This window comes from Pseudochrobactrum sp. Wa41.01b-1 (assembly GCF_019464455.1).
In the GTDB taxonomy this organism is placed as follows: Bacteria; Pseudomonadota; Alphaproteobacteria; order Rhizobiales; family Rhizobiaceae; genus Pseudochrobactrum; species Pseudochrobactrum saccharolyticum.
Map to the genome: position 1 here is coordinate 2693687 of NZ_CP080493.1, position 24794 is coordinate 2718480.

Below are 24794 nucleotides of genomic sequence, written 5' to 3' on the forward strand. Positions count from 1 at the left end.
TTGACGAAGTTTTGATAGGGGGAGCGGCAGAGGAGATTTTTGTTAAAATTATAGATAAAAATTCAATATTGATTTTGAATCTATGCAGAATTATAGATTTTTTTATATGGACATATCAATTTTGACGTTTTAATTGAAATGAAAATTCCGAATCTCGTAAAATTATCTATAATTATAGCGAGCATCATTTTATAAGGATATTTCATGTCTCATCCTGTTTCTCATCAGAATGCACCTCAAGCACGCTGGACGGCAGAAGAAGCGCGCCGCATCTATGATTTGCCGTTTAATGATCTGATGTTTCAGGCGCATGTCATCCACCGGCAGAACTTCGACCCGAACCGTTTGCAGATGAGTAAATTGCTGAGCATCAAAACCGGCGGCTGCCCGGAGGATTGTTTTTACTGCAACCAGTCTGCACATAATCCGACCGGCCTGAAGGCGTCCAAATTGATGGAAGTCGAGCGTGTGCTGGCTGAAGCTCGGCAGGCAAAAGCTGCCGGTGCAACGCGCTATTGCATGGGAGCGGCATGGCGTAGTCCGAAAGAGCGCGACATGGATATGGTCGTTGCCATGGTTCAGGGCGTGAAGGCCATGGGCATGGAAACCTGCATGACGCTCGGCATGTTGTCACTGCCGCAGGCACAGCGTCTCGGTGCTGCGGGGTTAGACTATTACAATCATAATATTGATACGTCTGAGGAATTTTACCCGCAAATTATCACCACCCGCACTTTCGCAAACCGGCTGGATACGCTGGATAATGTGCGTATGGCCGGTATCAATGTCTGTTCCGGTGGTATTCTCGGCATGGGGGAGAGTGAGCAGGATCGCGTCAACATGCTGGTGACGCTGGCTAATCTTGAGGAAGTACCGCAAAGCGTGCCGATCAATATGCTGATCCCGATTGAAGGCTCCAAACTCGCCAATGCCAAGCCGGTGGATTCCATCGCTTTCATCCGCATTATCGCCTTGGCACGGATTATGATGCCGACATCTCATGTGCGGCTTACCGCAGGGCGCAGCAATATGAGCGATGAAATGCAGGCAATGTGTTTCTTCGCCGGTGCCAATTCGATTTTCATCGGCGATGTTTTGCTGACAGCCGCCAATGCCGGCGATGACCGCGATGCGGATTTGTTGAAGCGTTTGGGCATGCAGGCTGAGACTGTGGCTGAGGAAAGCTGCACATGCTGATACAGCCTTACAATGCGATATTGCAACGGCTTGAAAGCAAAGGGCGGCTGCGTAACCTCAACGTGCCGCAAGGTGCAGATTTCTCATCCAATGATTATCTGGCGCTGGCTGGCTCGGACAATTTGCGCAATATTGCCTGTGAGGCACTGGAGCGTGGCGTGCCGGTTGGCTCCGGTGGATCGCGTCTCTTGCGTGGCAATCATCATGAGCATGAAGCGCTGGAGGCGGAAGCCGCTGCTTTTTTCAAAGCACCGCAGGCCTTATATTTCGCCAGCGGTTTTGATGCCAATCAGGCAGTATTTGCAACGCTGCCCCAAGCTGGCGATCTGGTGCTTTATGATGCGCTGATTCATGCCAGTATTCATGCAGGGTTACAGGCAGGCAAGGCGAAGACCAAAAGCGTACCGCACAATGATATTGCGGCCTTTGAAGCGGCGATCCGGCATTTTCGTGCGACAGAGAAAAGCGGCAATATCTGGCTGGTGGTTGAGAGCCTCTATTCGATGGATGGTGATTTTGCTCCGCTCGCAGAGCTGAGTGCTTTGGCCGATCGTTACGGGTGTTTTCTTTATATTGACGAGGCACATGCGACCGGTGTGTTTGGTGCCGACGGGCGGGGATTAGCGGCAGATTTTGCAGGGCAGGATAATGTGCTGATCCTGTATACTTGTGGCAAGGCACTTGGTGCTTCCGGTGCGTTGCTTTGTGCGGCAAAAGTTTTGATTGATGTGCTGATTAATCGGGCCAAGGGCTTTATTTTCTCAACTGCGCCAGCACCTCTGCAGGCAGCGATTGTGCGCGGTAGCTTGAAGGCGTTGGCTGCAGAACCGCAGCGGCGTGAGAAATTACAGGCACTTATTCGCCATGCAGAATGCTATTTGCAGCCAAGTGGTTCGCAGATCATTCCCTATATCGTGGGCGATAATCAACGTGCAGTCGCAATGGCCAAAGCTATGCAAAATCATGGCTTTGATATCCGCGCTATTCGACCACCGACCGTGCCGCTTGGCACAGCGCGGCTGCGTATTTCTATCACATTAAATGTTGATGAGGCAGAGATCAGCCGTATGGCTGAAGTGCTGAAACAGATTGCAAATTCCTATGAATAATCCTGTATTTATTGTCAGCGGTACTGATACCAGTATCGGCAAAACCATTTTCAGCGCAGCACTGACTCAAGCCCTGCAAGGCAGCTACTGGAAACCGGTGCAATCCGGTCTTGAGGAAGAAACGGATAGCGAGACCGTGCGTCGTCTGGCGCCGGATTGTCCTGTCCTGCCGGAGCAATGGCGCTTGCAATTACCTGCCTCACCGCATCTCTCAGCCCAGGCCGAAGGGGTGAAAATCGATCCCGCTGCTCTGACCATTCCGTACTGCGACCACCCGCTGGTGGTGGAAGGTGCAGGTGGCTTGATGGTGCCACTGACACGCATGCAAACTTATCTCGAGGTTTTCGCCCGTTGGCAGCGGCCGGTCATTCTCTGCGCTCGCACCCAACTCGGCACAATCAATCATAGTCTGCTGTCATTGGAAGCACTGCGCAACCGTAACATTCCGGTGCTCGGCGTGGCCTTTATCGGTCATGCGCATGAGGACAGTGAAGGGATCATTTGTGAACTGGGCAAGGTGCGCCGCCTTGGTCGCCTGCCGGTGCTGGTTGATCTGAACCCGCGGACATTGGCGCAAGCATTTGCAGAGAACTTTAATCTGCATGATTTTACCGGAGGTGCCCGATGAACCAGCATTCATCACCGGTCTGGCATCCGTTTACCCAGCATCTGCTGGAGCCTGTTACGAAAAAGATTGCCCGCACCGAAGGTGCTTATCTGATTGACGAGGACGGGCGCAAAATCCTTGATCTGATTTCGTCCTGGTGGGTGATTACCCATGGTCATCGCACCCCGAAGATCATGCAGGCCATTCGTGAGGCTACAGAACAATACGACCAGATCATTTTTGCGGAATACAGCCATGAACCGGCTGAACAACTGGCACAGGAGCTGATCCGCATTGCGCCGCATGGCCTGTCGCATGTGTTCTATTCCGACAGCGGTTCGACCAGTGTGGAAGTGGCGCTGAAAATGGCGCTGGGCTATTTCCATAATCGCGGTGAACCACGCTCCAGAATTGCGGTGATGGCGGGCAGCTATCACGGTGACACGATAGGCACCATGTCTGCCGGTGAGCGCGGCGTGTTCAATGCAGCCTACGGTGCACTGCTTTATGATGTGGTGACAATTCCGTTTCCCGCCGAGGGACGTGAACAGCAAACGCTAGATGCGTTTGAACAGCTCTGCCGTGACGGGGACTTGGCAGCATTAATTGTCGAGCCGTTGGTACTTGGCGCAGGCGGTATGAAAATCTATCCGGCTTTTGTGTTGCGGCAGTTGAAAGCCATTGCTGAAGCACATGGTGTCTTGCTGATCTGCGATGAAGTGATGACCGGTTGGGGACGCACCGGCACTTTATTTGCGAGTGAGCAGGCCGGTATCACACCGGATATTCTGTGTCTCTCTAAGGGGATTACCGGCGGGGCACTGCCTCTGGCGGTGACGCTGTGCGTACCGGAAATATTCGAAGCGCATCTCTCAACCGATCGCAGCCGCACGTTTTATCATTCAAGTTCTTATACGGCGAACCCGATTGCCTGTGCAGCAGGGCTTGCCAATGTGCAAATCTGGCGTGATGAACCGGTTTTGCAAAGGGTGCAGACTTTGCAGGCGATGCAGAGCCGTGAACTGGTACGTTTCAAAAATGATCCGCGTTTTGAGAATGTCCGGCAGTGCGGAACCATCACAGCGCTGGATGTTAAAGCGCAAAATAGCGGTTATCTCTCGGATGTCGCTTTACGGCTGAAGGCGTTTTTCCGCTCTCATGATGTGCTGTTGCGGCCACTTGGCAATGTACTGTATCTGATGCCGCCTTATTGTGTCACCGAGCAGGAATTGCAGCGCTCTTATCTGCTGATTGATGAGGCGGCAGCCTTGCTGCAAAGCGGCAAATTATGAGCGGGGTTTATCCGTCATCCATCATCAGCTTTGGTCATGCCGTGCCGAAGCGTCAGGTGTTCAACGCAGAAATCGAAGCCGAGCTTGGACTTGAGCTCGGCTGGATTGAACGCCGCACGGGCATCCGCAGCCGTTATTGGGTTGAGGATGGTGAAACGCTGACGGATCTGGCGGCAGAGGCCGGACGCATGGCTTTGAGAAATGCTGGTATAACTCAATCTGAGATCGGCATGATACTGCTGGCAACATCAACGCCCGATCATCTTTTGCCGCCTTCTGCACCTTTGCTTGCTCATAAATTAGGTCTCACAGGTGCCGGTGCGGTTGATCTTGCCGGTGCCTGTTCCGGTTTTCTCTATGCGCTGGTGATGGGGGATGCAATGGTGCGAACGCAGGGGCGGGCAGTGCTGATTGTTGCGGCCAATATTCTCTCACGCCGTATCAACCGGCAAGAGCGGGCATCGGCTGTGATGTTTGGTGATGCGGCCGGAGCCGTTGTGCTGGCACCATCCCAAAGCGGGCTTTGCAGTCTGGTCAGTTCCACACTTACCAGTGACGGCAGTCACTATGATCTGATCGGCATTCCGGCAGGTGAAACATTGATGACTATGCGTGATGGCCGCACCATGTTTGCACAGGCGGTGAAGACCATGACGGAATGCGGCAAAACAGTTTTACAACAAGCCAATGTTGCATCTAACGCGATCAATCATTTTGTGCCGCATCAGGCCAATGTGCGGATTTTTGATGCGGTGGCAGAACAGTTACAACTGAGCAATGCGGTGACCGCCCGCACGATCAGTGACTATGGCAACTCATCGGCGGCGACCATTCCGCTCAGCCTGTCTCTGGGGGGAAATCAATATAGCAAAGGCGATTTGATCTTGCTGACAGCGGCAGGGGCTGGGCTGACAGGCGGTGCTGCGCTGCTCAGTTACACGGGATAATTCGGTAAATTTTATAGCCTGATTGCCGTATCACTATTTCACAAGGCATGGCGCTGTTTCTTATTCTTGTCTCCGGTATGGAGGAATTGGAATGGTGAAGCAGCAGAAGCCTTTTGCGGGTATTACGGTGCTGGATTTTTCCCGCGTTTTGGCAGGGCCGTTTTGCTCTGCAATTCTGGCGGATCAGGGCGCACAGATCATTAAGGTTGAGCCGCCGCAGGGCGACGATCAGCGCTATATGGGCGCGGTGCGTAATAATCAAAGCATCAATTTTCAACTGTTTAACCGCAATAAACGCAGCCTGAAACTCGACCTGCGCCAGCCGGAAGCTGTGAAGATCGCGCAGGAACTGGCACTGAAAGCCGACGTGGTACTGGAAAATTTCCGACCGGGGGTGGCAGACCGTTTGGGGATCGGTGCAGAACAGTTGCAGGCGCTGAAGCCTGATCTGGTCTATTGCTCCGTCTCCGGCTTTGGCCAGCAAGGGCCGATGGCCGCTATGCCGAGTTATGATGTGGTAGCGCAGGCGCTGTCCGGCATGATGAGCGTAACTGGCGAGGCCAATGGTGCCCCGACATTGGTTGGCGACTCCATCGGCGATATTGTTTCCGGTATTTATGCGGCGCAGGCGATTTCTGCCGCTCTTTACCGCCGCTCGGTTACCGGACAGGGCGCACGGATTGATGTGGCGATGTTTGATGCGCTGTTCAGTCTGCTGCCGACCGTGCTCGCCGGATGGCAGGGCAGCGGTAACCGGCCTGCACGCTTTGGTAATCAGCATCCGCTGTCTGCGCCTTTTGGTGCTTTTGCCGCATCGGATTCGCCTTTCATTCTTGCTGTGGCCAACAAGGCGCTTTTTGCCCGTCTCGCAGAGGCGCTGGGAAAACCGCATCTGGCGGAAGATCCGCGCTTTGCCTCCGATCAGTTGCGCAGTCAGAACCGTGATGCTTTGCAGGCGGAAATTGAGGACTGGTCACGACACTGCACTGCTGCCGAAGTGGTGGAGAAGCTTGGCAAAGCCGGTTTGCCGGTGTCAGAAATCTGGTCAGTGGATGAGGCCGCACAAAGCGCCCATGCACAGCATCGCCAATTACTGCATGAAGTTGAACATCCGCAATTGGGCAAACTTCTGGTGCCGGAACAGCCGGTGCATTTCGACGGCTTGCCGCGCGGTGACATCCGGCAGGCACCGGAGCTGGGCGCTGACGGTGCGGATATTCTGCGGGAGTTTCTGGATATGGATGAGACACAGATCAGCGCGCTGACAAGCGCCGGTATTGTCTGATTATCCTTGTGATTTAAGGGACGGAGTACAAGAATGGGACTACAGATTACGGATGCCGACCGCGCATTCGCAGCGGATGCACGCGCTTATTTGCGTGCCAATTTGCCGGAAGCGCTGGCCTATAAGGTGCGGCACAATATTCGCCTGACCAAAGAAGACCTGACCGGCTGGCAGGAAGTGCTGGCAGCGCGCAACTGGTATGCAATAGGCTGGAGCAAAGAGATGGGCGGAGCCGGTCTGACACCGGTGCAACGCTATTTGTTTGAGCAGGAATATGGTGCGATTTGTGCACCGCATCCGTGTCAGTTTGGCATTGCCATGGCGGGGCCTGTTATCCATTCCTTTGGTAATGACGAACAGCGGGCACGCTTTCTGCCGGATATTCGCGAGAACCGGACATTCTGGTGTCAGGGCTATTCCGAACCGGGGGCAGGTTCCGATCTGGCTTCGCTGACAACTTCAGCCATGCGGGATGGTGATCATTATGTGGTCAATGGTCAGAAAATCTGGACAACATGGGCGCAATGGGCAGACTGGATTTTCTGTCTGGTACGCACGCATAAAGGCGAACGTCCGCAGCAGGGCATTTCCTTCCTGCTGATTGATATGCGTACCCCCGGTATTACAGTCCGCCCGATCCGCACATTGGATGGTGAGGCCGAGTTTAACGAGGTGTTCTTCAATGATGTGCGTGTGCCGGTTGAAAACCTGATCGGTACTGAGGGCGAAGGCTGGGGCTATGGTAAATATCTGCTTGAATATGAGCGCTTTTCCATGTCCGGTGCTGCGCGTTCCAAGCGTATTCTCGGTGAATTGAAAGAAGATGCCGCACGCCTTGGTGTAGCGAATGATCCGCTGTTGCAGGATCGGATGACGCGGATTGAAATCCAGCGTCTGGCGCTGGAGCATATGGAACTGAAACTCCTGTCGCAGAGTGAAGCGGGTGAAAATCCGGGCCCCGAAGCCTCGAAACTCAAAATCCGCGGTACAGAAATTGCACAGGCATTGGCGCAATTACGACTGGATATTTGGGGTTCGCAGGTGCTGCCTTACAGCGAGGCATTCCTTGAGGGTGAGGCGGATGCGGAAAATCCGGCCGCTGCCGGTGCCGCTGCTGCGTGGCTCAACTTGCGCAAGCTGACGATCTGGGGCGGATCAAACGAAATTCAGCGCATGATCCTTGCCAAGCAGGTTCTGGGTTTAAGGTGAGGAGAGCGGATATGCAGAAAACACACGAAGAAAAAGCAGACGAATTGCGGATGCTGACGGATTTTGTGAGCCGCTTTGCTGCCGATCACACACCGGAAAACGGTTTGCCGCAGACTGATCTCGATCTGTGGCCGCAGATTGCGGAAATGGGGCTGATTGGTCTTGCGCTGCCGGAGGCATTGGGTGGTGCGGAGCTGGGCGCAGAAGGTCTGACAGCTGTATCACAGGCTTTAGGTAATGTTGCATTACCGCTGGATTTTGCCTGCGGGGCGGCACTGGCAGCTAACCTGTTATGTGAAGCGCAGAAGAGCAATCTGGATGTTGCGCCATTGCTGGAAACCTTCCTCACAGGTGAGATGCGTTTGGGTATTGCCGGTCATCTGGCGACAGCTGCGCAGGGCATCAAGTCTGTTAACCTGCCGGAACTGACCGGCACTGGTCTGACACTCAACAAGCAGCAGGTCTTTGGTGCGCGGGAGCCGGAAAAACTATTGTGTCTGGTGCAACAAGGCAGTGGCGTTGCCCTGTGTCTGGTCTCTGCGGAAAAGGCGCAGTTCCGTCAGTTGTCGATGATTGACGGCCGGATGATGAGTGAAATCACGGCAGATATTGCACCGTCGGATATTCAGGTGCTGCTCTCCGGCGCTGATGCACGACAGCGCACTGAAGCCTGCGCCGCAGATGTTCTGATTGCTGTTGCCGCAGACAGTCTTGGCGCGATGGATAATCTCTACCGGCAGACGCTGGATTATATGCGGATGCGCAAGCAGTTCGGCAAAGCGCTTGGCTCTTTCCAGACCATTCAGTTCCGTCTCGTGGATATGTCGGTGGCGCTGGATGAGGCAAAAGCCTTGGTTGAAGCTGCAGCGGAAGCGCAGGATAATGGTGCGGAAGATGCCCGCGCTCTGACCCTTGCCGCATGGGTGCAGACATTGTGGTCAGCCCGCCATATCGCACAGGAGGCAGTTCAGCTTCACGGCGGTATTGGCATGACTGAAGAATGCGCGATTTCCCCGCTGGTCAAACGCCTGCTGGTGAATGAGCATAGTTTCGGTCAGGCGGAAGCCTATATGGCAGCCTATCGTCAGTTGGCTGCCTGAAACGCCTTACGCAAACACGCGAGCAGAATATGCTCCGGCTCATTGAGATTGCGGGTGCCGCTGGTGCCCGCAGTCAGATAAAAATGCGGCGCATCCGGCAGGATGTGCTGTAATAAAGGCTTAGCGGAGCTGATATTGTCTGCCAGAGCCGCAGGGATAATCGTGCTATAGCCGTTGCCCGCGAGAGCCAGACATAATTGTAAAGACTGGGTTTCCAGCGAGGGTTGATACTCAGTAGTGTCCGGCATTTGCATCAAAGCATTGCGGATACTGTCACCGGTAGCAGGCAAAGCCAGCGGTGCATCTTCTGCATCAATATCGGAAATATATTGCAGCGGTCCCAGATCGGTTAAGAATGCAGCATTTTCAGGGTGTATTGTGCTCTCCATAAGTGCAATGGAGCACTCTCCCTGCTTCAACCGTTCTTGCAGAACATGCGCCGGTGCTTCACTCACTTTCAAAAGCACATGCGGGCACAGGCGCTGCCATTCACGGATTGCATTGCTGATCGCTGTGGCGCTTATCGGGCTGAGCAAGGCCATCGGGCTGAGGCCGAAAGAAATCACCGGCTCGTCCATCACCGCAATTTGCTGCGCACCCTGACGTATCGCATCGGCCAGATTGAGGACGCTTTGCAGCAAAGGCGCTTTATGGACTGCGGTCGGCAGCGGATGCAGGCCTTTATAATGGCGGGCAAACAGGGCTGTGCCCATCAGTTGCTCTGTCTTGCGCAATTGTGCGGACAGGGCAGGCTGGGTCTGATTGAGCCTGCGGGCGGCTTCGCTCATATTACGGCAATGATAGAGCGTCAGAATACTCTGAATATCGCGCAGGGAGACCGGCGGATTATAGAGCGTCACGGTCTGTCTGCTCAGTTCTTCACGCACCAATGTGATGAAATCCTGTGCGACGACAGTCAGCTTTTCATCTTTGGTGGTGATTTTCGCTGTAACCGGACTATGCAGCGGGTTTTGCAATTGCAGCACTGCGAGATCATTGCGGCTGATACCGCTGGCAAGCAGGCTATGCGGTGCCAACAGAAGTACCGGCTGTTTGGCTTGCTTGAGACGAGTGAAAATCCCCACATCTTCCGATGTCATCTCCGGCGCAGGCAGATCATGCTGGCGGCAATAGGCGCGGATACGCGCTTCTTCGGCTGGTAAGAGCGGCGGCAGCCACAGGCTGTAATTGCGCAAATCCTCTGGGCTGAGCGGCGCCTGATTCTCATCGGGTATCAACCCGCCTGCAACGGCAATCCATTCATCATCAAACAGAAATTGTTCCTGATCGCTGCCATTTTGCGAGGCATAACCCATCAGAATATCTGTATTCTCAGGTTTACTGGTGTCGAAGGCGCTGATGAGGGGGGAGCGGAAATGCACCTGCGCATAATATTCAGGATGGGAAAGCCGGAAAGGACGCACCGCAGCCGTTGCTGCGCGGGATAATTTTCCAAACATGAAATGCAGCGGCGAGCTGACTTTGAGGGCGGTTGAAATGGCTTTGCCGGAGAACGCGGTCTCCACTGCCTGCAAGGTCGCAGTCGCCTGCTGAAACAGCCAGCGGCCGGCTTCGCTTGGCACCAGACCTTTGGGGCCGCGCACAAAAAGCTCCAGCCCCAATTCCGTCTCAAGCGCAGAAATTGCGGTGCTGAGGGTGGAGGGAGAAATCTGCTCGGCTTTGGCCGCTTCTGCATGATTATAATACTGGCAGGCCAGAACAAAATAGGCGAGAGAGCGAAGTTCCATGGTCTGTGCAGCTTTATGTTTTTAAAGGACAGTTTTCTATAACTGTTCCCCAATGCAAATGACCAGCTTAAAAACAGGATTGAAGCAGACAAAACAAAACCGGCCATGCAAGGCAAAGCCGGTTTTGTTGTTATGTGATTTACTGGTCAGGCGCTGAATGTTGTTTCCGCATTTAGTGGATAGATCGGGCGGCGCAGTTTTTTATAATCGCGGGCACCGAGATTGGCTGTGCTCAACCCATCGGCATCCACTTCGATAATCGCTGAGGCAATCGGCCCGAAAGCAGCGCGGAAATGCTGCTGGGATTTCACTACAACAATATCATAATCAGCAGGTTCAATGCCGACACTGCGGAACAGGTTTTTATCCAGCATTTGCTGACGTTCTGATGAGATCAGCATATCAGTATTGCCGACACGGAAACAGACGCTTTTACCCAGTGAGGCAGGCAGCCCCTGAAACATCGGCCCCTCAAAAGTGATATTGCCGTCTGAAATGGCAATGACCTCACCGGTCAGCGTAATTGCACCGCCACCGATTTTCGGGTCAACTTTACCGCCAAGGCTGACAGTGCATTGCGCACCTATACCGGCCGCTGCCAGTTCCTCAACCGCCTGCGGGTCACAGAAAGCACCAAAGGCCGCACGCCCGACATTGGTTTTGAGCAATCCGCTCAGCACGGTTGTGGCATCGCTATAGGCACCGCAGCCCGGATTATCGGAGAAATCGGCGATTACCAGCGGGCCTTGTTTGGTGTTATTGGCAAAATGCGCACGGATTGCCTCGGGCATTTCCGGTGCCTGCAGACGATTGTCCTCATCTTCGCGGCGGTTCCAGATTTCCTGACACAGTTGCTCGGCATGGCTGACAGCCTGTGCTTCCGTTACTTTGTTGCGGTCATAGCAGATGACAGCAGATGATCCTGTGTTGAACACATCGGCATCATAGAACCCCGCATTAATGGAGGTGGCAAGAATGCCGTTCTGCGCTGCAATTTGATCGGCAATTTCCAGAATTTCTGTCATGGCGCAGGCATGGGTGGTGCGGCCGTCATTGCAGCCATTGAGCATTGGTGGCTGGCGCACGGCAATCGCAGGGCTGATCTGACCGCGCATCGCGTCTTCAAGCAATTTACCTGCCTTACGGCCACATTCAGCCATATCCACATGCGGATAGGTGCGGAAAGAAACGGCAATATCCAAGAGTGCACTCATTTCCGGCGCGCTATTGGCATGCAGGTCGAATGTACCGGCAACAGGTATATCATGGCCTACGATATTGCGGATAAATTGCAGCAATTCGATCTGGGCATCATCCGCGCTTTCCGTGCACATAGCGCCGTGAAAAACAATGAACACGCCGTCCGGTTTGTGTCCTTCTAGCGTTTCAGCCACATCGCGTTGAAAATGCTCGATCATGGATTTTTCTACCAAGCCACCCGGTTCGGCACGGGCGGCAACGGTATAGACCGGCTCCCAGCCATAGGCTTCGCAACATTCGATAAAGCCGCCGATCTCGGAATTGGTGCCGCGGCAGTGGATTTCGATTTCCTGTCCTTTAAAATAGTGGCAGAGATGGAAGTCCTTCAAAGTGGTCTTCAGCTTGGAAAAAGTATTGGTTTCCTGATTGAGTTCAAGAACGGCGACTTTGAAGCTCATAGGGGCATCTTTCATTTATGCGGTATTGATATTGCAAGCGAAAGGCTTTCTGCCCCGCCTGCTTTTGCTGTGAGCAGGGCAGAAAGCATGAGCCTGTGAACGGAACGCTGTTTGCAGGCTACGGGGGAAGAAATGATCTGAGGCGTGCAGATTTACTTCAGATAGGCGCTGGCATTGACCGGACGAACCATAATGTCGAAGTCAAAATATTGCTGGCGGATCTTGTCGTAAGTGCCGTTTTTGATGATGGCTGCAAGCGCGGTGTTGAGGCGCTCTGCCAGATCGCCGCTGTCTTTACGCACGGCCATAGCATTGCCCTGTGCCGCATCCAGAATGAAAGGCTTGCCGGCGAATTCACAGCAATTACCGCTGTCCTGCGCCAGCCAGTCACTCAGTGCCATCTGGCTTTCCAGCACCATATCGAGACGACCGCTGTCCATATCGAGGAATACCTCGCTGAGCGAAGGATAGAGTTTCACTTCATTGTCAGGGAAATAGTCTTTGAGCGTATCGACCGCAACCGAGCCGGACTGAGTGCCGATGACCTTACCTTTCAGAGCTTCTTTGGAGATTTCCTGAATGCCGAGATCCTTGCGGGCAATGAAATGCATGGCATTGAAATAATACGGATTGCTGAAAGTAACCTGTTTTTTGCGCTCTTCATTGACTGCCATTGAGGCGATCATCACGTCAAATTTGCCGGATTGCAGGGCAGGAATAATCCCCGACCATTCATGCGTGCTCCATTCGCACTCAACTTTCATTTCAGCGCAGACGGCCTGCCCGATATCATAGTCAAAACCTTTGATTTCGCCGCTGCCGGTTACATAATTGAACGGCTTGTAGTCACCTTCTGTGCCGATGCGCAGTTTTTCTGCCGCCGGAGCCTGAGCGGTCATAATGCCCAGAGCGATCAGGCTTACCGCTGATATGAATGCTGATTTCATTAAAGATTCCCCGATGTTGCCCTTCATTCTTCTAATGTCTGATTTTAGAATAAAGGCTTGTTCTTGGCGCTTCCATTCGCCGTGTGAAACTAATTTAATATCAATTAAAACATTGATATTAATAATTTAATTGAATTTTTATTGTTTTTTCAATTGCCAGCATGATGGATTTAAAACCTGTATGCAATGTGAAAAAATTGATTTAAAATATCGAAATAATTCATATCTGAAAAATTCTGGACAGGATGAAAGATGCGTGATTTACCCGGGCTGAAATCATTGCGGGCTTTTGAGGCCGCTGCGCGCTGCGGCAGTCTCACGGCAGCAGCGGATGAATTATGTGTCGGGCAGGGGGCGGTCAGCCATCAGATCCGCCTGCTGGAGGACTATCTGGGTTTGCGGGTGTTTATCCGCAGACAGCACGGCGTGGAACTGACACAGGAGGGTAGTCTGCTGTTCACATCCTGTCAGCGTGCCTTTGATGATCTGGCCGGAACAATCCGCCATATCAGCCCGCGCACGGCGCAGAAGGTGTTGCGTGTGAAAGTGGGGCCGTTCTTTTCGATGAAAATCATTGCGCCGCGCATTTCTGAATTTTTGGCGCAGCATCCGGGTCTGCAGCTGCATCTGTCCCATCTTGATACCAATGTGCCCGCATCCGGCCAGCCGGATATTGTGATCGATTATCGTCTGGGTGGTGTGGCCGGAAAATTCTCAAAACAATTGCTGCGTGAAAGGCTGGTACCGGTTTGCGGGACGTCCATCCGTAATCAATATAAGAGTGCAACGGAACTTTTATGCAGCAACCGTCTGCATTACCGCTCCGTATCAGAATGGCAGAGCTGGATTGCCACATCCGGCCTGATGCTTGGTCATAGTCAGCAGGATCTGATTTTTGACGATCAGCATATTATTCTGGAGGCGGTTAAAGAGGGACAGGGTGTGGCGCTGATCGATCAGGCGCTGGTTGAGCAGGAGCTTAAAACCGGCCAGATGTTTCTGGTCTCGGAACATTGCTTTGAACCGCAGGAGACTTACCAGTTTGTATGTCAGGAGGACTTGTTCCGGTCAAAGCCGGTGACAAAAGATTTCCTCGATTGGTTGCTCAGAGAGGTTGCATTGCGGCGAAAGCAGCAGGATGCACCGGAACTGTCCGGCTGAGGCCGGTAGTACCGCTGCATCTGGCAAGGATACAGCGGTGAATGATTTATCGTGACAGCGCCTGACTTGGATAGCGCAATGTCGCATCAAACGGATTGAGCTTGCTGGAAATCAGTGCTGCTTCTTTTTTCAAAAGATCAGCGATGGTGCGCTGGCGCTGTTCTGTCAGGCGCGAGGCCAGTGTGCCGATACTCAGCGCCGCAACGGCTGTGCCGTTCTGATCCAGCACCGGCACGCCCAGTCCTGCCATGCCTTCAATCATTTCAAAATTCATATGGGCAGCGCCGGTCTGTCTTACACTGTCAATCATAATGCGCAGATCAACTTCATCAATCGCTGCGCGGTCGAGAATGCGCGGCATGTTAAAACGGATAATCGCTTCGCGCTCTTCCTCCGGCAGAAAAGCCAGAATGGCGATGCTGCCCTGACCAATACCGAGCGGAACCTTGCCGCCGATATCACCTGTGAAAGAGCGGATCGGAAACGGGCCTTCCACGCGGTCGAGACACACGACATCAAAACCGCTGCGCACAAGCAGAAATACGGTGTCGTTAAAGGTAGCTGACAGACGTAGCAGTGCCGGACGGGCAAAATCCAATATACCATCACGCTGGCGGGTTTGCGCTGCCATGCAGAAAAAATCCAGCGAGAGGCGATAGGATTTTGTGTCGTTGATCTGCTCAACCAATCCTTCGCTGATCAGGCTTTTGAGCAGGCGATGCGTGGATGGCTGGCTAAGCTCCAGCTCGCGTGCCAGATCAATCAGCCGCATTCCGTCCCGTGAATGAGCGGCCAGTCCTTTTAATATCTGGATGGCTTTTGTGAGGCTCGTATTCACAGGGGATTTCGTATTTTCACTCATTGCGCGACTCTTGAATTGGAATAATTCCGTATTATGGATTAAACTATATAAAATATTTCAGAATAGAAAATAGAATTTGTCTAATTCGCAAAATTTCTGTCAATTATTGGATAAATTCCGCTTTAAGTGAAATCTGCCCGCTTGCCCTTGTTACAAGGCAGCCATGAAACAGGCCGATTGAGAGAGCGGTAAACGGCCGGATAACCCGCAGCGCAGAAATGCCGGTACTGCTCAGGGAGGTATGCATGAGCTTTTTGAACCTGAAACAGGTTTCCAAAATTTATGGAAAATTCACAGCGGTGAAGGATTTCGATCTGGCTGTGGAAAAAGGTGAGTTTATCTCTCTGCTCGGTCCTTCCGGCTGCGGCAAGACAACGACATTGCAGATGATCGCCGGTCTGGTGACACCATCATCGGGCTCTGTCACGCTGGATGGCCGCGATATTACCTATACGGCTCCGGCACAGCGCCAGCTCGGCGTGGTGTTTCAGAGCTATGCACTGTTTCCGCACATGACTGTTGCGCAGAATGTCAGCTTTGGTCTGGAAATGCGCAAAGTGCCGAAAGCGGAACGTGATGAACGCGTGAAAGAAACGCTGGCTCTCGTGCATCTCTCCCCATTGGCCGACCGCTATCCGCGTGAAATGTCCGGCGGTCAGCGTCAGCGTGTGGCGATTGCCCGTGCGCTGGTGATCAATCCGCCGGTGCTGCTGCTGGATGAGCCTTTGTCCAATCTTGATGCGCAGCTGCGTGAAGAAATGCAGTTTGAGCTGCGCCGCATTCAGCGTGCTGTGGGCATTACCACCATTATGGTGACCCACGATCAGGCGGAAGCTTTGTCGATCAGTGATCGTATTGTGGTGATGGAAAAGGGTAATATCACACAGGTTGATATGCCTTATAAGCTCTATGAGCATCCGCGGAATGATTTCATTTCCAACTTTGTTGGCAAGTCCAACTTCCTGAGTGCGCAGGTTGAAGCGGATATGCTGGCGATTGAAAATACCGCTATACGCTTCAAACCGGAACAGCCTGTGAGCGGCGACAGGGTTTCGCTGTTTATCCGTCCGGAAAAACTGAACCTGACCAATGCCGGTGCCGGTCATGTGGATGGTACTGTTGCCACCCGCTATTTTATGGGCAGCCAGTGGTTTGTCACGGTTGCAACTCCTGCCGGACAATTGTCTGTGTCGCTGCCAAATGTCGGCACACCGCCACCGGCAGAAGGCGAAACAGTTGGTTTGGTCTGGCAGCATGAAGATTGCCGGATGCTCGCAGGCGGAGCGGCCTGACCATGAGCGCAACCTCTGCCGCCCCATCTCAGGCAAAACGCCGCTTTGCTCCGCTGTTTCTGGCAGGGCCCGCGACTTTGCTTTTCATCGGTCTTGTGCTGCTGCCGCTGGCGCTGACAGTCATTCTGTCGTTCAACAGCTATAATTACGACACCGGTATCGAAAACACCTTCACCCTGCACAATTATACGCAAGTGTTGCAGGATGATTATTACCTGTCGATTTTTTGGCGCACCTTGCGTCTTGCGCTGATCACAACCGTGATTGCCGTGGTGATCGGCGTGCCGGAAGCCTATATTCTCTCGAATATGCGCTCTCCTTGGCGCTCGATTTTCCTGCTGGTGATTATCGGCCCGTTGCTGGTTTCCGTTGTGGTACGTACCTTCGGCTGGAGCATGATCCTTGGCCGTAATGGTTTCATTAATGGTGCGCTGACAACGGTCGGGCTGGAGCCGCTGCAGCTGCTCTATACAGAGGCCGCGATTGTTATCGGTCTGGTGCATATCATGCTGCCATTCATGGTTATTCCGGTCTGGACAGTGTTGCAGAAACTCGACCCGACAGTGGAAGCTGCGGCACTGACCCTTGGTGCCTCACGCTTCACAGCGCTGCGCCGTATCGTATTTCCGCAGGCCATGCTTGGCATTCTCTCCGGAAGCCTGATTGTCTTTGCCTTGTCGGCAAGCTCTTTTGCTATTCCCGGCTTGCTCGGTGGTCGCCGTTTAAAAATGGCTGCAACCGTTGTCTATGACGAGTTCATGATTGAGCTGAACTGGCCGCTTGGCGCCGCCATTGCCATTATTGTTCTCGTCGCAAACCTCATCATCATGATTGCCTATAATCGTATGATTGAAGGTCAGGCCAAACGGAAGCTGGGGTAATATCATGCAGAAAAATGGTCCTGTTGCTCTGATTTTTCACAGCTTTGTCGTCATCTTCATGCTGGCGCCGATGGTGGTGGTCTGCCTTGTTGCCTTCACGCCGGAAAACACGCTGACAATGCCGTGGAACGGGTTGTCGCTGCGCTGGTTCGAGGCGGTGTTCAAGCATAATGATTTCATGACCTCCTTCGGGAACAGTCTGAAACTGGCCTTCCTTGCGGCCACGATTTCCACGCTGCTGGCGGTGCCGTCAGCATTGGCAATCACCCGTTATGATTTTGCGGGGCGGGATGCGCTGAATGCGCTGTTCCTGTCGCCGCTGATTATTCCGCATCTGGTGCTCGGCGTTGCGTTTCTGCGTCTGTTCTCGCTGATGGGTATGAGCGGTTCATTCTTCTGGCTGGTGGCAACGCATGCGATTATCATCACGCCATATGCGCTGCGTCTGGTGCTGGCCTCATTAAGCAGCATGGATCGCAATGCGGAAAATGCCGCCCGCACATTGGGTGCCGGTGAATGGACAGTGTTCAAACGCATCACCCTGCCATTGTTGTTGCCGGGTGTGAGCGGCGGCTGGTTGCTGGCATTCATCAATAGTTTTGACGAGTTGACGATGTCGATCTTCGTGACCTCGCCTTCAACTGTCACTCTGCCGGTGCGCATGTATATGTATGCCAGCGAGTCGATTGATCCGATGATGGCCGCGGTCTCTGCGCTGATGATCCTTGTGGCAACGGTTGCGATGGTCATTCTGGATCGCCTGTTTGGTCTGGATCGTATTCTGGTCGGAAAAGGCTGATCTGCAGTGAGTGCTCAAACGCAAACTCCCTATAGCGGCGGGCAGTTTCACCGTCGCTACCGTCAGGATGAAAAGCCAATCGGCTTTTCACTGAACGGTGTTGCGCAGGTCGGACGCCTCGGCGATACGGTGCTGACTGCCATTATGGCGGTGGCGTCTCATGTGCGCCAAACCGAGTTCACCGGTGAGAACCGTGCCGGTTTCTGCCTGATCGGTGCCTGTCAGGATTGCTATGTCATGACGGAAGAGGGGCAGCGCCTTCGTGCCTGCACCACACCGTTGCAGGAAGGTATGCGCTTTGTAACAGCCATGCCTATGGACGCCGGAGTGTGATGATGGCCAAAGCCGATTTACAGCCGGTGATTATCGGAGCAGGGCCTGCGGGTATCCGTGCAGCGGAAGTGCTGGTCAAGGCTGGTTTGCGTCCGCTCGTACTGGATGAAGGTTTGCGGGCAGGCGGGCAGATTTATCGCCAGCCGCTGATTGATGACGGTCGTTCCTATGCCAAGCGCTACGGTTCGGAAGCATCGAAAGCCAAAGCGCTGCATGAGACTTTTGAAGCGCTGAGACCGGCGATTGATTATCATCCGGAAACGCTGGTGTGGAATATTTCGCCAAACGGCGATACACGTTTTCTCGATGTGATCTCCAATGGTCATTATCGCCGGATTGAATGTTCTGAACTGATCGTGGCGACCGGCGCGACGGATCGTGTGTTGCCGTTCGCAGGATGGACAACGCCCGGTGTCTATACGCTTGGTGCCTCGCAAACAGCACTGAAAGCACAAGGCGTGACCATCGGAAACAAGCTGGTTTTCATGGGCTCGGGGCCGCTGCTTTATCTGGTGGCATGGCAATATATGAAGGCCGGTGCCAAGGTTGTTGCCGTGCTGGATACGGCACCTTTCAAAGCCAAATTGCATCTGGCGCAGCTGGCACTCCATGCACCGCGCATTGTGGCGCTTGGTATATTCTATGCCATGCAATTGCGTCTTGCCGGTGTGAAAACTATCTATAATGCGCGTCCTGACAGCATTGTCGGCAAAACCCATGTTGAGGGTATCCGCTATTATATTCAGGGCAAGTCTGGGGTCAAAACACTGGCGTGCGATGCACTGGCCTATGGATTTGCATTGCGTCCGGAAACGCAACTGGCTGATCTCGCCGGTTGTGCCTTTGAGTTCAACAGCCGCGACAGAGCATGGTTGCCGGTGCGTGACGCACAGGGCCAGAGTAGTGAGAAGGGGATTTACCTTGCCGGTGACGGCAGTGGTATTGCCGGTGCCGATGCAGCGGAAATCTCCGGTGAAATGGCGGCTCTGGCTTTGCTGCAGAAGCGCGGGCTTCCCGTTGATGCAGCGCATATCAATGCTCTGCAAAAAGCGCATCAGAAGATCATCATCGAGCGCGATCTGCTGGAAAAGGCTTTTCCGTTTCCGCGCGATTGGTTTGAAACTGTCAGTCCTGAAGTCACGCTGTGCCGCTGCGAGGAAATCACCGTGGGCGAAGCATTGAATGCAATCAGCGGCGGCAGTATCCGCGAGATCAACCGTCTGAAAGCCCTGAGCCGTGTTGGCATGGGGCGTTGTCAGGGGCGGATGTGCACTGCTGCGGCCACGGAACTGCTGTCATCGCAATTGCATATTGATGCATCTGAAATCGGTCGGCTGCGCGCGCAGGCGCCGGTGAAGCCGGTGCCACTTGGTTTCGGTGCGATGCAACAGGCTGCTGAAGACGAGGTGGTATCATGACCAGACGTCTGGAAGCGGATGTAGCCATTATCGGCGGCGGTCTGGTCGGCAGTTCTGCGGCACTGGCGATGCGCAAGGCCGGTTTGTCGGTGATCCTGCTGGATAAGGGCTTCTGCGGCGCGCAGGCCAGCGGTGTCAATTATGGCGGTGTGCGCCGTCAGGGGCGCGGCGTTGAACAGCTGCCGCTGGCGGAATTGTCTCATGCAATATGGGCTCGTTTGCCGGAACTGATCGGCATTAATGGCGAATATCAGCGTTGCGGTCATTTGAAACTGGCACGCACGGAAGAAGATTTCGCCAAGCTCGAAGCCTATGCGGCGCGTGTGCGTCCGCATGGTCTGGAGCTGGAACTCATCAGCGGCAAGGCCGTGAAAACACGTTTCCCGTGGCTGACCGGCGATGTTGCCGGAGCATCACTCTGCCATGATGATGGCCATGCTAATCCGCGTCTGGTTTCTCCGGCCTTTGCCCGTGCAGCCCGCGCTGCCGGTGCCACGGTGCTGGAACATATGCCGGTGCATCAGGCTGTCAGTACCGGCAGTGGTTTTGTGTTGCAGGCCGGTGAGGACACGGAAATCCGGTGTCGCCAATTGGTCAATACGGCCGGTGCATGGTCGGATCAGTTTGCCAGCCAGTTTGGTGAGAGCGTTCCGCTCAAGAAAATCTATCCGTCGATGGTGGTGACAGAACCGCTGCCTTATCGCCTGCCAATGAGCATGGGCGAAGAGGGCGGCAGTTTCTATGGCCGTCAGGTGACGCGCGGTAATTATGTGATGGGCGGCGGGCGCGGAATTGTGCTGGATAATCCGGACTATTCGCGACCTTCGGTGACTGCCGCCTCATCGGTTATGCAGCGGGCAATTGCGCTGTTTCCGCATCTGGAACATGCCCATGTTATCCGCTTCTGGTCCGGTACTGAGGCTGAAATGCCGGATGGCAATCCGGTTATCAGCGCGAGTTCCAAGGTGAACGGGCTTTTTCATGCTTTTGGTTTTTGCGGAGCGGGCTTTCAGACCGCACCAGCTGTGGGGGCGGTGCTGTGTGATCTGGTAACACAAGGCCAAAGCAACATACCGATCGGGGCTTTCAGCATTGATCGTTTTCATAACCTTCCTGCCTGAGAACGGGCGGACAAGGCAAACTTTAATCTTCATAATGGGAGTAGCACGAAATGAATTCTAAACTGACAATGGTTTCCGTTCTGGCATTGGGTGCCGCTGCTGTTGCAACAGCTGCACAGGCAGAAACCAAGACACTCTATATCGGCATGAATGGCGGCAATTTTGAACGCGCTTATACCGAGCATGTTCTGCCGCCGTTTGAAAAAGCCAACAATGTTAAAGTTGTCGTGGTTCCGGGCACTTCAGCCGATATTCTGGCCAAAGCAACCGCTGCCAAAGACAATCCGCAGATGCATGTCATGCTGCTGGACGACGGTGTGATGGTACGCGCTATCGGCAGCAATCTTTGCCAGCCAATCTCTGATGATCCGGTGCTGAAAGAAATCCAGCCGGCAGCGCGTCTGAAAGATGATATGGCCATCGGCGTTGATATGGGCATGACCGGTCTTGCCTATAATAAAAAGCTGTTTGATGAAAAAGGCTGGGCAGCTCCAACCTCATGGATGGATATGGCTGACCCTAAATTTGCCAATGCGGTTGTGTTCCAGTCCGCTTCAGCTTCCAGCTTTGGCCTTCATGCATTCCTGATGTTCAACCGCATTCAGGGCGGCGATGAAAACAATGTCGAGCCGGGTTTTGAGAAATTCTCCGACACCATCGGCAAGAATGTGATCGAGTTCATTCCAAGCTCGGCCAAAATCTCTGAAATGGTGCAGACCGGTGAAGCTGCAATCTTCCCGCTGACCCCAACCGGCGTGAACAATCTGAAGGACAAGGGTATTCCGGTGGAATATGCGCAGCCTAAAGAAGGTTCGGTGGTTCTGGCCGTTACCCAGTGTGTGATTGCCAATAATAGCGAGCCGGAACTGAGCCAGAAACTGGCACATTATCTGCTGTCCGCCGATGCGCAGAGCCTTGCTTTGGACAATGGCAATATCATTCCTTCGAACATCAATGCCAAGGCCGGCAATGATGATGCAGCTGCCAAGCTCACAGCCTTCCGTGGTTATATGGAAACTGCAAATGTTCTGGACTGGGATGCGGTCAACAAAAACCGTCAGGCATGGAACAGCCGCTGGAACCGCACAATCGAGCGTTAATCAGCCGCTTTTTGCTTGAAACTATATGGCCCGCGATCTCTGATCGCGGGCTTTTATTTTACCTTCTTGATATTTACACCTATTTGTCAGACATTCAGCAGCAATATTCAGAACAATCATGTCGACATTCTCTTGAAAATAATTAAACAGGCAGGATTATGCATGCCTGATACGAATTGAGAGATAAGTGAAATAACGGGAGTTTCCATGTCCAAGGCAGAAAGTGCCCAGGCTACGCCGGCAAGTCAGATATTTGACAGGATATGGCTCTCGATTGCCGAGCGGCGGCTGAAGCCCGGCACGCGGCTGAAAGAAGAAGAACTGGCGGAAATTTTTGATGTCAGCCGTGCGCGTATCCGTCAGGCACTGGCTACGCTTGAGCGTGAAGGACTGGTGACAATTCAGGCCAATCGCGGTGCATTTGTTTCCGAGCCATCGGTAGAAGAAGCGCGGGATGTGTTCTATGCCCGCCGCGCTATTGAACATCGGGTGGTTGAGCGCCTGTGCGAGAATATCAATAAAGAGCATGTTCAGCGGTTGAATGCCCATGTGGAAGAAGAGCGCAATGCTGACCGGCAGGGCAATCGCACGGATATTATCCGGCTTTCCGGCGGGTTTCATCTGTTGCTGGCAGAGCTTGCAGGATCATCTTTCCTTTATGGTATTGTCAAAGATCTGATCTCGCGCACATCGCTGATTACGGCCGTTTATCGCTCACGCCATTTGCATAATTGCGGGCCGGATGAGCATCAGGCAATTGTCGAACATATTGCGCGTGGTGATACGGAAACGGCAATCAAAGCCGTGATTGAACATCTCGACCGTGTCGAATGTGAGCTGGAGCTGGAAGATGACAAAGATCAGTCCTCCAGTCTGCGCGCCGCATTGCTCTGATTTTCATTTATAATTACGCGATTTTTAGCTCCGGTAAGCCGCAGGCCTGCCGGAGTTTTTTATATTGTTTAAAATATTTGATGACAAATATGTTGACAATTATGTCTGCATAAAACATCGTCTCAATCCTGTTCGGCACTCTCCCGTCTGAGGAAAAGGAGGGTGCTGTTATCTGTCGGTGAGAGGGACGACTATGACTTCACTACTGAAAAAACTATTATTCTGCACGGTTGCGACCTGTATCAGCACGGCTTCATTTGCTGAGACACTGCGCTGGGGCGGTGCTCGTGATATTTTCTCGCTGGATCCGTATTCCTATGGCAGCACGTCCAATCTGGCGTTTCTGAACCATATTTACGAAGGTCTGGTACGCTATACGCCGGAGTTTGTTGTCGAGCCTGCGCTGGCAACCAGCTGGGAGCTGATCGACAATAAGGTCTGGCGCTTCAAGCTGCGTGAAGGTGTGAAATTTCAGGACGGTTCCGATTTCACCTCAGCGGATGTTCTTGCTTCCATGAAGCGCGTCAGCCATCCGTCTTCACCGTTGCGCGGCAATATTCCGCTGTTTGTCGGCGCAACGGCTGTTGATGATTACACCGTTGATATTGAGGTTTCGTCGCCAAGCCCGCTTTTCCTGAACGACATGACCAATATTTTCATGTTCGACGGCGACTGGCTGGTGAAAAATAATTCTGAAATGCCGACCGATGTTGGTGGTCAGGTTGAAGGTTACACAACCTTCCACACCAATGGTACAGGCCCGTTCCAGCTCGAAAGCCGTGTGCCGGACAGCAAGACCATTCTGGTCAAACATAATGGTTGGTGGGATACACCGAAGCACAATCTTGACCGTATTGAATTTACCCCGATTGCCTCGCCTGCAACCCGTGTTGCAGCCCTGCTTTCCGGTGAGATTGATCTGGTAGATGGTGTGCCGCTGCAGGATGTGAAGCGTCTGGAAAGCACACCGGATATCCGTGTGGAGCAGCGTCCTGATCTGCGCACCATCAATCTGGTGTTCAACCGCAAGGAAAAGCTGAACGACGGCCGCGATAATTTCTTTAATGATATTCGTGTGCGTCAGGCAATTGACCATGCGATTGACCGTGATTTGCTGGCAAAACGCGTCATGCGCGGCATGACCCATACGGCCGGTACTGTCGTTGCGCCGGAAATTCCGGGCTATACGAAAGAGCTGGATATTCCGACAAAATATGATCCGGAATTGTCCAAGAAATTGCTGGAAGAAGCCGGTGCTGTCGGCACAGAATTCACCTATCTCTGCATGAATGATGAGAGCGTGAATGAAGAGGATGTCTGCTCGGTGATCGTCACCATGCTGAGTCGTGTTGGCCTGAAACCGAAGCTGGATATCGGACCGCGTGCTGTTCAGGCGCCGAAACGCTCCAGCGGTAAATCCGATATGTTCATGATCGGCTGGGCGAATGAGCCGACACTGGATGCCTATTCCATTCTGGTGCAGGTTCTGTCATCGCGCAAAGGCGCTGCCGGTGTGGCCAATTATGGCGGCTGGTCTTATCCTGAACTCGATGCGCTGACGGAAAAAGCAGCGCTGGAAATGGATCGTGACAAGCGTCTGGCTTTGGAATCCGAGGCACTCGGCATTGTTAAATCCGAAGTGATCATGATTCCGCTGCATCAGCAGCCGATGGCATGGGGCATGACCAAAAAAGTGGAAGATGTCACCATTCGTGCCGACAATAAGCCGCGCCACTGGCTGACGCGTATTGCTAAATAAGCATAATATTTGCTGAATTTCGATATTTACAGCGCCTGCAAGGTTCATTTGCAGGCGCTGTTTCTGTTTTTGGAT

The 24794-nt window shown here is 53.2% G+C and carries 22 protein-coding genes; 18 read left to right on the forward strand and 4 right to left on the reverse strand.

Features of this window, described 5'->3' with window-relative positions:
* Nucleotides 1–204: 204 nt before the first annotated feature.
* From bioB to K1X45_RS12475, 8 genes are all read left to right on the forward strand, one after another.
* On the forward strand, nt 205–1197 hold the full coding sequence (gene bioB / locus K1X45_RS12440; protein WP_220159002.1) for a biotin synthase BioB: 993 nt from the start codon (nt 205–207) through the stop codon (nt 1195–1197).
* Complete coding sequence (locus tag K1X45_RS12445; RefSeq protein ID WP_220159003.1) at nt 1191–2306, forward strand: 8-amino-7-oxononanoate synthase; 1116 nt, start codon at nt 1191–1193, stop codon at nt 2304–2306. Before bioB ends, K1X45_RS12445 begins: the two co-directional genes overlap by 7 nt.
* Nucleotides 2299–2934 (forward strand): dethiobiotin synthase, encoded by a 636-nt coding sequence (gene bioD / locus K1X45_RS12450; RefSeq protein ID WP_220159004.1) that lies wholly within the window; start codon nt 2299–2301, stop codon nt 2932–2934. The genes K1X45_RS12445 and bioD overlap by 8 nt, the downstream gene beginning before the upstream one ends.
* Nucleotides 2931–4205 carry an adenosylmethionine--8-amino-7-oxononanoate transaminase gene (locus tag K1X45_RS12455; RefSeq protein WP_220159005.1) on the forward strand — a complete coding sequence of 425 codons (1275 nt, stop codon included), beginning with the start codon at nt 2931–2933 and terminating at the stop codon, nt 4203–4205. Before bioD ends, K1X45_RS12455 begins: the two co-directional genes overlap by 4 nt.
* Nucleotides 4202–5152, forward strand: coding sequence for a beta-ketoacyl-ACP synthase III (locus K1X45_RS12460; RefSeq protein WP_220159006.1), 951 nt, complete (start codon nt 4202–4204; stop codon nt 5150–5152). Before K1X45_RS12455 ends, K1X45_RS12460 begins: the two co-directional genes overlap by 4 nt.
* Nucleotides 5153–5243: 91 nt before the next feature.
* Nucleotides 5244–6437, forward strand: coding sequence for a CaiB/BaiF CoA-transferase family protein (locus K1X45_RS12465; RefSeq protein ID WP_220159007.1), 1194 nt, complete (start codon nt 5244–5246; stop codon nt 6435–6437).
* Nucleotides 6438–6470: 33 nt separating this feature from the next.
* Nucleotides 6471–7646: an acyl-CoA dehydrogenase family protein gene (locus K1X45_RS12470; protein WP_220159008.1), complete on the forward strand. Its 1176-nt coding sequence runs from the start codon at nt 6471–6473 to the stop codon at nt 7644–7646.
* A gap of 11 nt (nt 7647–7657) precedes the next feature.
* On the forward strand, nt 7658–8746 hold the full coding sequence (locus K1X45_RS12475; protein ID WP_220159009.1) for an acyl-CoA dehydrogenase: 1089 nt from the start codon (nt 7658–7660) through the stop codon (nt 8744–8746).
* Here the strand turns inward: K1X45_RS12475 and K1X45_RS12480 are convergent.
* From K1X45_RS12480 to K1X45_RS12490, 3 genes are all read right to left on the reverse strand, one after another.
* Nucleotides 8731–10494 (reverse strand): LysR family transcriptional regulator, encoded by a 1764-nt coding sequence (locus tag K1X45_RS12480; RefSeq protein ID WP_220159010.1) that lies wholly within the window; start codon nt 10492–10494, stop codon nt 8731–8733. The genes K1X45_RS12475 and K1X45_RS12480 overlap by 16 nt on opposite strands.
* 146 nt (nt 10495–10640) lie before the next feature.
* Nucleotides 10641–12152 carry a M81 family metallopeptidase gene (locus tag K1X45_RS12485; RefSeq protein WP_220159011.1) on the reverse strand — a complete coding sequence of 504 codons (1512 nt, stop codon included), beginning with the start codon at nt 12150–12152 and terminating at the stop codon, nt 10641–10643.
* Between the two features lie 152 nt (nt 12153–12304).
* A complete protein-coding gene (locus K1X45_RS12490) occupies nt 12305–13099 on the reverse strand; it encodes a transporter substrate-binding domain-containing protein (protein ID WP_225686362.1) in 795 nt (264 codons plus the stop codon).
* 252 nt (nt 13100–13351) lie between these two features.
* On the opposite strand from K1X45_RS12490, the gene K1X45_RS12495 reads away from it, so the two are divergent.
* A complete protein-coding gene (locus K1X45_RS12495; RefSeq protein ID WP_075654216.1) occupies nt 13352–14260 on the forward strand; it encodes a LysR family transcriptional regulator in 909 nt (302 codons plus the stop codon).
* Between the two features lie 46 nt (nt 14261–14306).
* On the opposite strand, the gene K1X45_RS12500 is transcribed toward K1X45_RS12495, so the two are convergent.
* On the reverse strand, nt 14307–15122 hold the full coding sequence (locus tag K1X45_RS12500) for an IclR family transcriptional regulator (protein WP_022710880.1): 816 nt from the start codon (nt 15120–15122) through the stop codon (nt 14307–14309).
* A 245-nt stretch (nt 15123–15367) separates the two neighbouring features.
* Here K1X45_RS12500 and K1X45_RS12505 point away from each other — a divergent pair, with 245 nt between their 5' ends.
* The 9 genes from K1X45_RS12505 (at nt 15368) to K1X45_RS12545 (ending at nt 24719) form a co-directional block, all read left to right on the forward strand.
* On the forward strand, nt 15368–16414 hold the full coding sequence (locus tag K1X45_RS12505; protein WP_220159012.1) for an ABC transporter ATP-binding protein: 1047 nt from the start codon (nt 15368–15370) through the stop codon (nt 16412–16414).
* Between the two features lie 2 nt (nt 16415–16416).
* On the forward strand, nt 16417–17295 hold the full coding sequence (locus K1X45_RS12510) for an ABC transporter permease (protein ID WP_220159013.1): 879 nt from the start codon (nt 16417–16419) through the stop codon (nt 17293–17295).
* Nucleotides 17296–17299: 4 nt separating this feature from the next.
* Nucleotides 17300–18094 carry an ABC transporter permease gene (locus tag K1X45_RS12515; protein WP_220159014.1) on the forward strand — a complete coding sequence of 265 codons (795 nt, stop codon included), beginning with the start codon at nt 17300–17302 and terminating at the stop codon, nt 18092–18094.
* Nucleotides 18095–18100: 6 nt separating this feature from the next.
* Nucleotides 18101–18427, forward strand: a complete 327-nt coding sequence (locus K1X45_RS12520) for a (2Fe-2S)-binding protein (protein ID WP_220159015.1) — start codon at nt 18101–18103, stop codon at nt 18425–18427.
* Nucleotides 18427–19845 carry an FAD-dependent oxidoreductase gene (locus K1X45_RS12525; RefSeq protein ID WP_370627036.1) on the forward strand — a complete coding sequence of 473 codons (1419 nt, stop codon included), beginning with the start codon at nt 18427–18429 and terminating at the stop codon, nt 19843–19845. Before K1X45_RS12520 ends, K1X45_RS12525 begins: the two co-directional genes overlap by 1 nt.
* Nucleotides 19842–20966 carry an FAD-binding oxidoreductase gene (locus tag K1X45_RS12530; protein WP_220159016.1) on the forward strand — a complete coding sequence of 375 codons (1125 nt, stop codon included), beginning with the start codon at nt 19842–19844 and terminating at the stop codon, nt 20964–20966. Before K1X45_RS12525 ends, K1X45_RS12530 begins: the two co-directional genes overlap by 4 nt.
* A 50-nt stretch (nt 20967–21016) precedes the next feature.
* Nucleotides 21017–22066 (forward strand): ABC transporter substrate-binding protein, encoded by a 1050-nt coding sequence (locus K1X45_RS12535; protein WP_220159017.1) that lies wholly within the window; start codon nt 21017–21019, stop codon nt 22064–22066.
* A gap of 207 nt (nt 22067–22273) precedes the next feature.
* On the forward strand, nt 22274–22960 hold the full coding sequence (locus K1X45_RS12540) for a GntR family transcriptional regulator (protein ID WP_075654225.1): 687 nt from the start codon (nt 22274–22276) through the stop codon (nt 22958–22960).
* 193 nt (nt 22961–23153) lie between these two features.
* Nucleotides 23154–24719 carry an ABC transporter substrate-binding protein gene (locus K1X45_RS12545; protein ID WP_116086565.1) on the forward strand — a complete coding sequence of 522 codons (1566 nt, stop codon included), beginning with the start codon at nt 23154–23156 and terminating at the stop codon, nt 24717–24719.
* Nucleotides 24720–24794 lie beyond the last annotated feature (75 nt).

What these genes read in the sequence shown, in the direction of transcription:
- bioB (WP_220159002.1), top strand. Translation starts at nt 205, where the DNA reads ATGTCTCATCCTGTTTCTCATCAGAATGCACCTCAAGCACGCTGGACG.
- K1X45_RS12445 (WP_220159003.1), top strand. Translation starts at nt 1,191, where the DNA reads ATGCTGATACAGCCTTACAATGCGATATTGCAACGGCTTGAAAGCAAA.
- bioD (WP_220159004.1), top strand. Translation starts at nt 2,299, where the DNA reads ATGAATAATCCTGTATTTATTGTCAGCGGTACTGATACCAGTATCGGC.
- K1X45_RS12455 (WP_220159005.1), top strand. Translation starts at nt 2,931, where the DNA reads ATGAACCAGCATTCATCACCGGTCTGGCATCCGTTTACCCAGCATCTG.
- K1X45_RS12460 (WP_220159006.1), top strand. Translation starts at nt 4,202, where the DNA reads ATGAGCGGGGTTTATCCGTCATCCATCATCAGCTTTGGTCATGCCGTG.
- K1X45_RS12465 (WP_220159007.1), top strand. Translation starts at nt 5,244, where the DNA reads ATGGTGAAGCAGCAGAAGCCTTTTGCGGGTATTACGGTGCTGGATTTT.
- K1X45_RS12470 (WP_220159008.1), top strand. Translation starts at nt 6,471, where the DNA reads ATGGGACTACAGATTACGGATGCCGACCGCGCATTCGCAGCGGATGCA.
- K1X45_RS12475 (WP_220159009.1), top strand. Translation starts at nt 7,658, where the DNA reads ATGCAGAAAACACACGAAGAAAAAGCAGACGAATTGCGGATGCTGACG.
- K1X45_RS12480 (WP_220159010.1), bottom strand. Translation starts at nt 10,494, where the DNA reads ATGGAACTTCGCTCTCTCGCCTATTTTGTTCTGGCCTGCCAGTATTAT.
- K1X45_RS12485 (WP_220159011.1), bottom strand. Translation starts at nt 12,152, where the DNA reads ATGAGCTTCAAAGTCGCCGTTCTTGAACTCAATCAGGAAACCAATACT.
- K1X45_RS12490 (WP_225686362.1), bottom strand. Translation starts at nt 13,099, where the DNA reads ATGAAATCAGCATTCATATCAGCGGTAAGCCTGATCGCTCTGGGCATT.
- K1X45_RS12495 (WP_075654216.1), top strand. Translation starts at nt 13,352, where the DNA reads ATGCGTGATTTACCCGGGCTGAAATCATTGCGGGCTTTTGAGGCCGCT.
- K1X45_RS12500 (WP_022710880.1), bottom strand. Translation starts at nt 15,122, where the DNA reads ATGAGTGAAAATACGAAATCCCCTGTGAATACGAGCCTCACAAAAGCC.
- K1X45_RS12505 (WP_220159012.1), top strand. Translation starts at nt 15,368, where the DNA reads ATGAGCTTTTTGAACCTGAAACAGGTTTCCAAAATTTATGGAAAATTC.
- K1X45_RS12510 (WP_220159013.1), top strand. Translation starts at nt 16,417, where the DNA reads ATGAGCGCAACCTCTGCCGCCCCATCTCAGGCAAAACGCCGCTTTGCT.
- K1X45_RS12515 (WP_220159014.1), top strand. Translation starts at nt 17,300, where the DNA reads ATGCAGAAAAATGGTCCTGTTGCTCTGATTTTTCACAGCTTTGTCGTC.
- K1X45_RS12525 (WP_370627036.1), top strand. Translation starts at nt 18,427, where the DNA reads ATGATGGCCAAAGCCGATTTACAGCCGGTGATTATCGGAGCAGGGCCT.
- K1X45_RS12530 (WP_220159016.1), top strand. Translation starts at nt 19,842, where the DNA reads ATGACCAGACGTCTGGAAGCGGATGTAGCCATTATCGGCGGCGGTCTG.
- K1X45_RS12535 (WP_220159017.1), top strand. Translation starts at nt 21,017, where the DNA reads ATGAATTCTAAACTGACAATGGTTTCCGTTCTGGCATTGGGTGCCGCT.
- K1X45_RS12540 (WP_075654225.1), top strand. Translation starts at nt 22,274, where the DNA reads ATGTCCAAGGCAGAAAGTGCCCAGGCTACGCCGGCAAGTCAGATATTT.
- K1X45_RS12545 (WP_116086565.1), top strand. Translation starts at nt 23,154, where the DNA reads ATGACTTCACTACTGAAAAAACTATTATTCTGCACGGTTGCGACCTGT.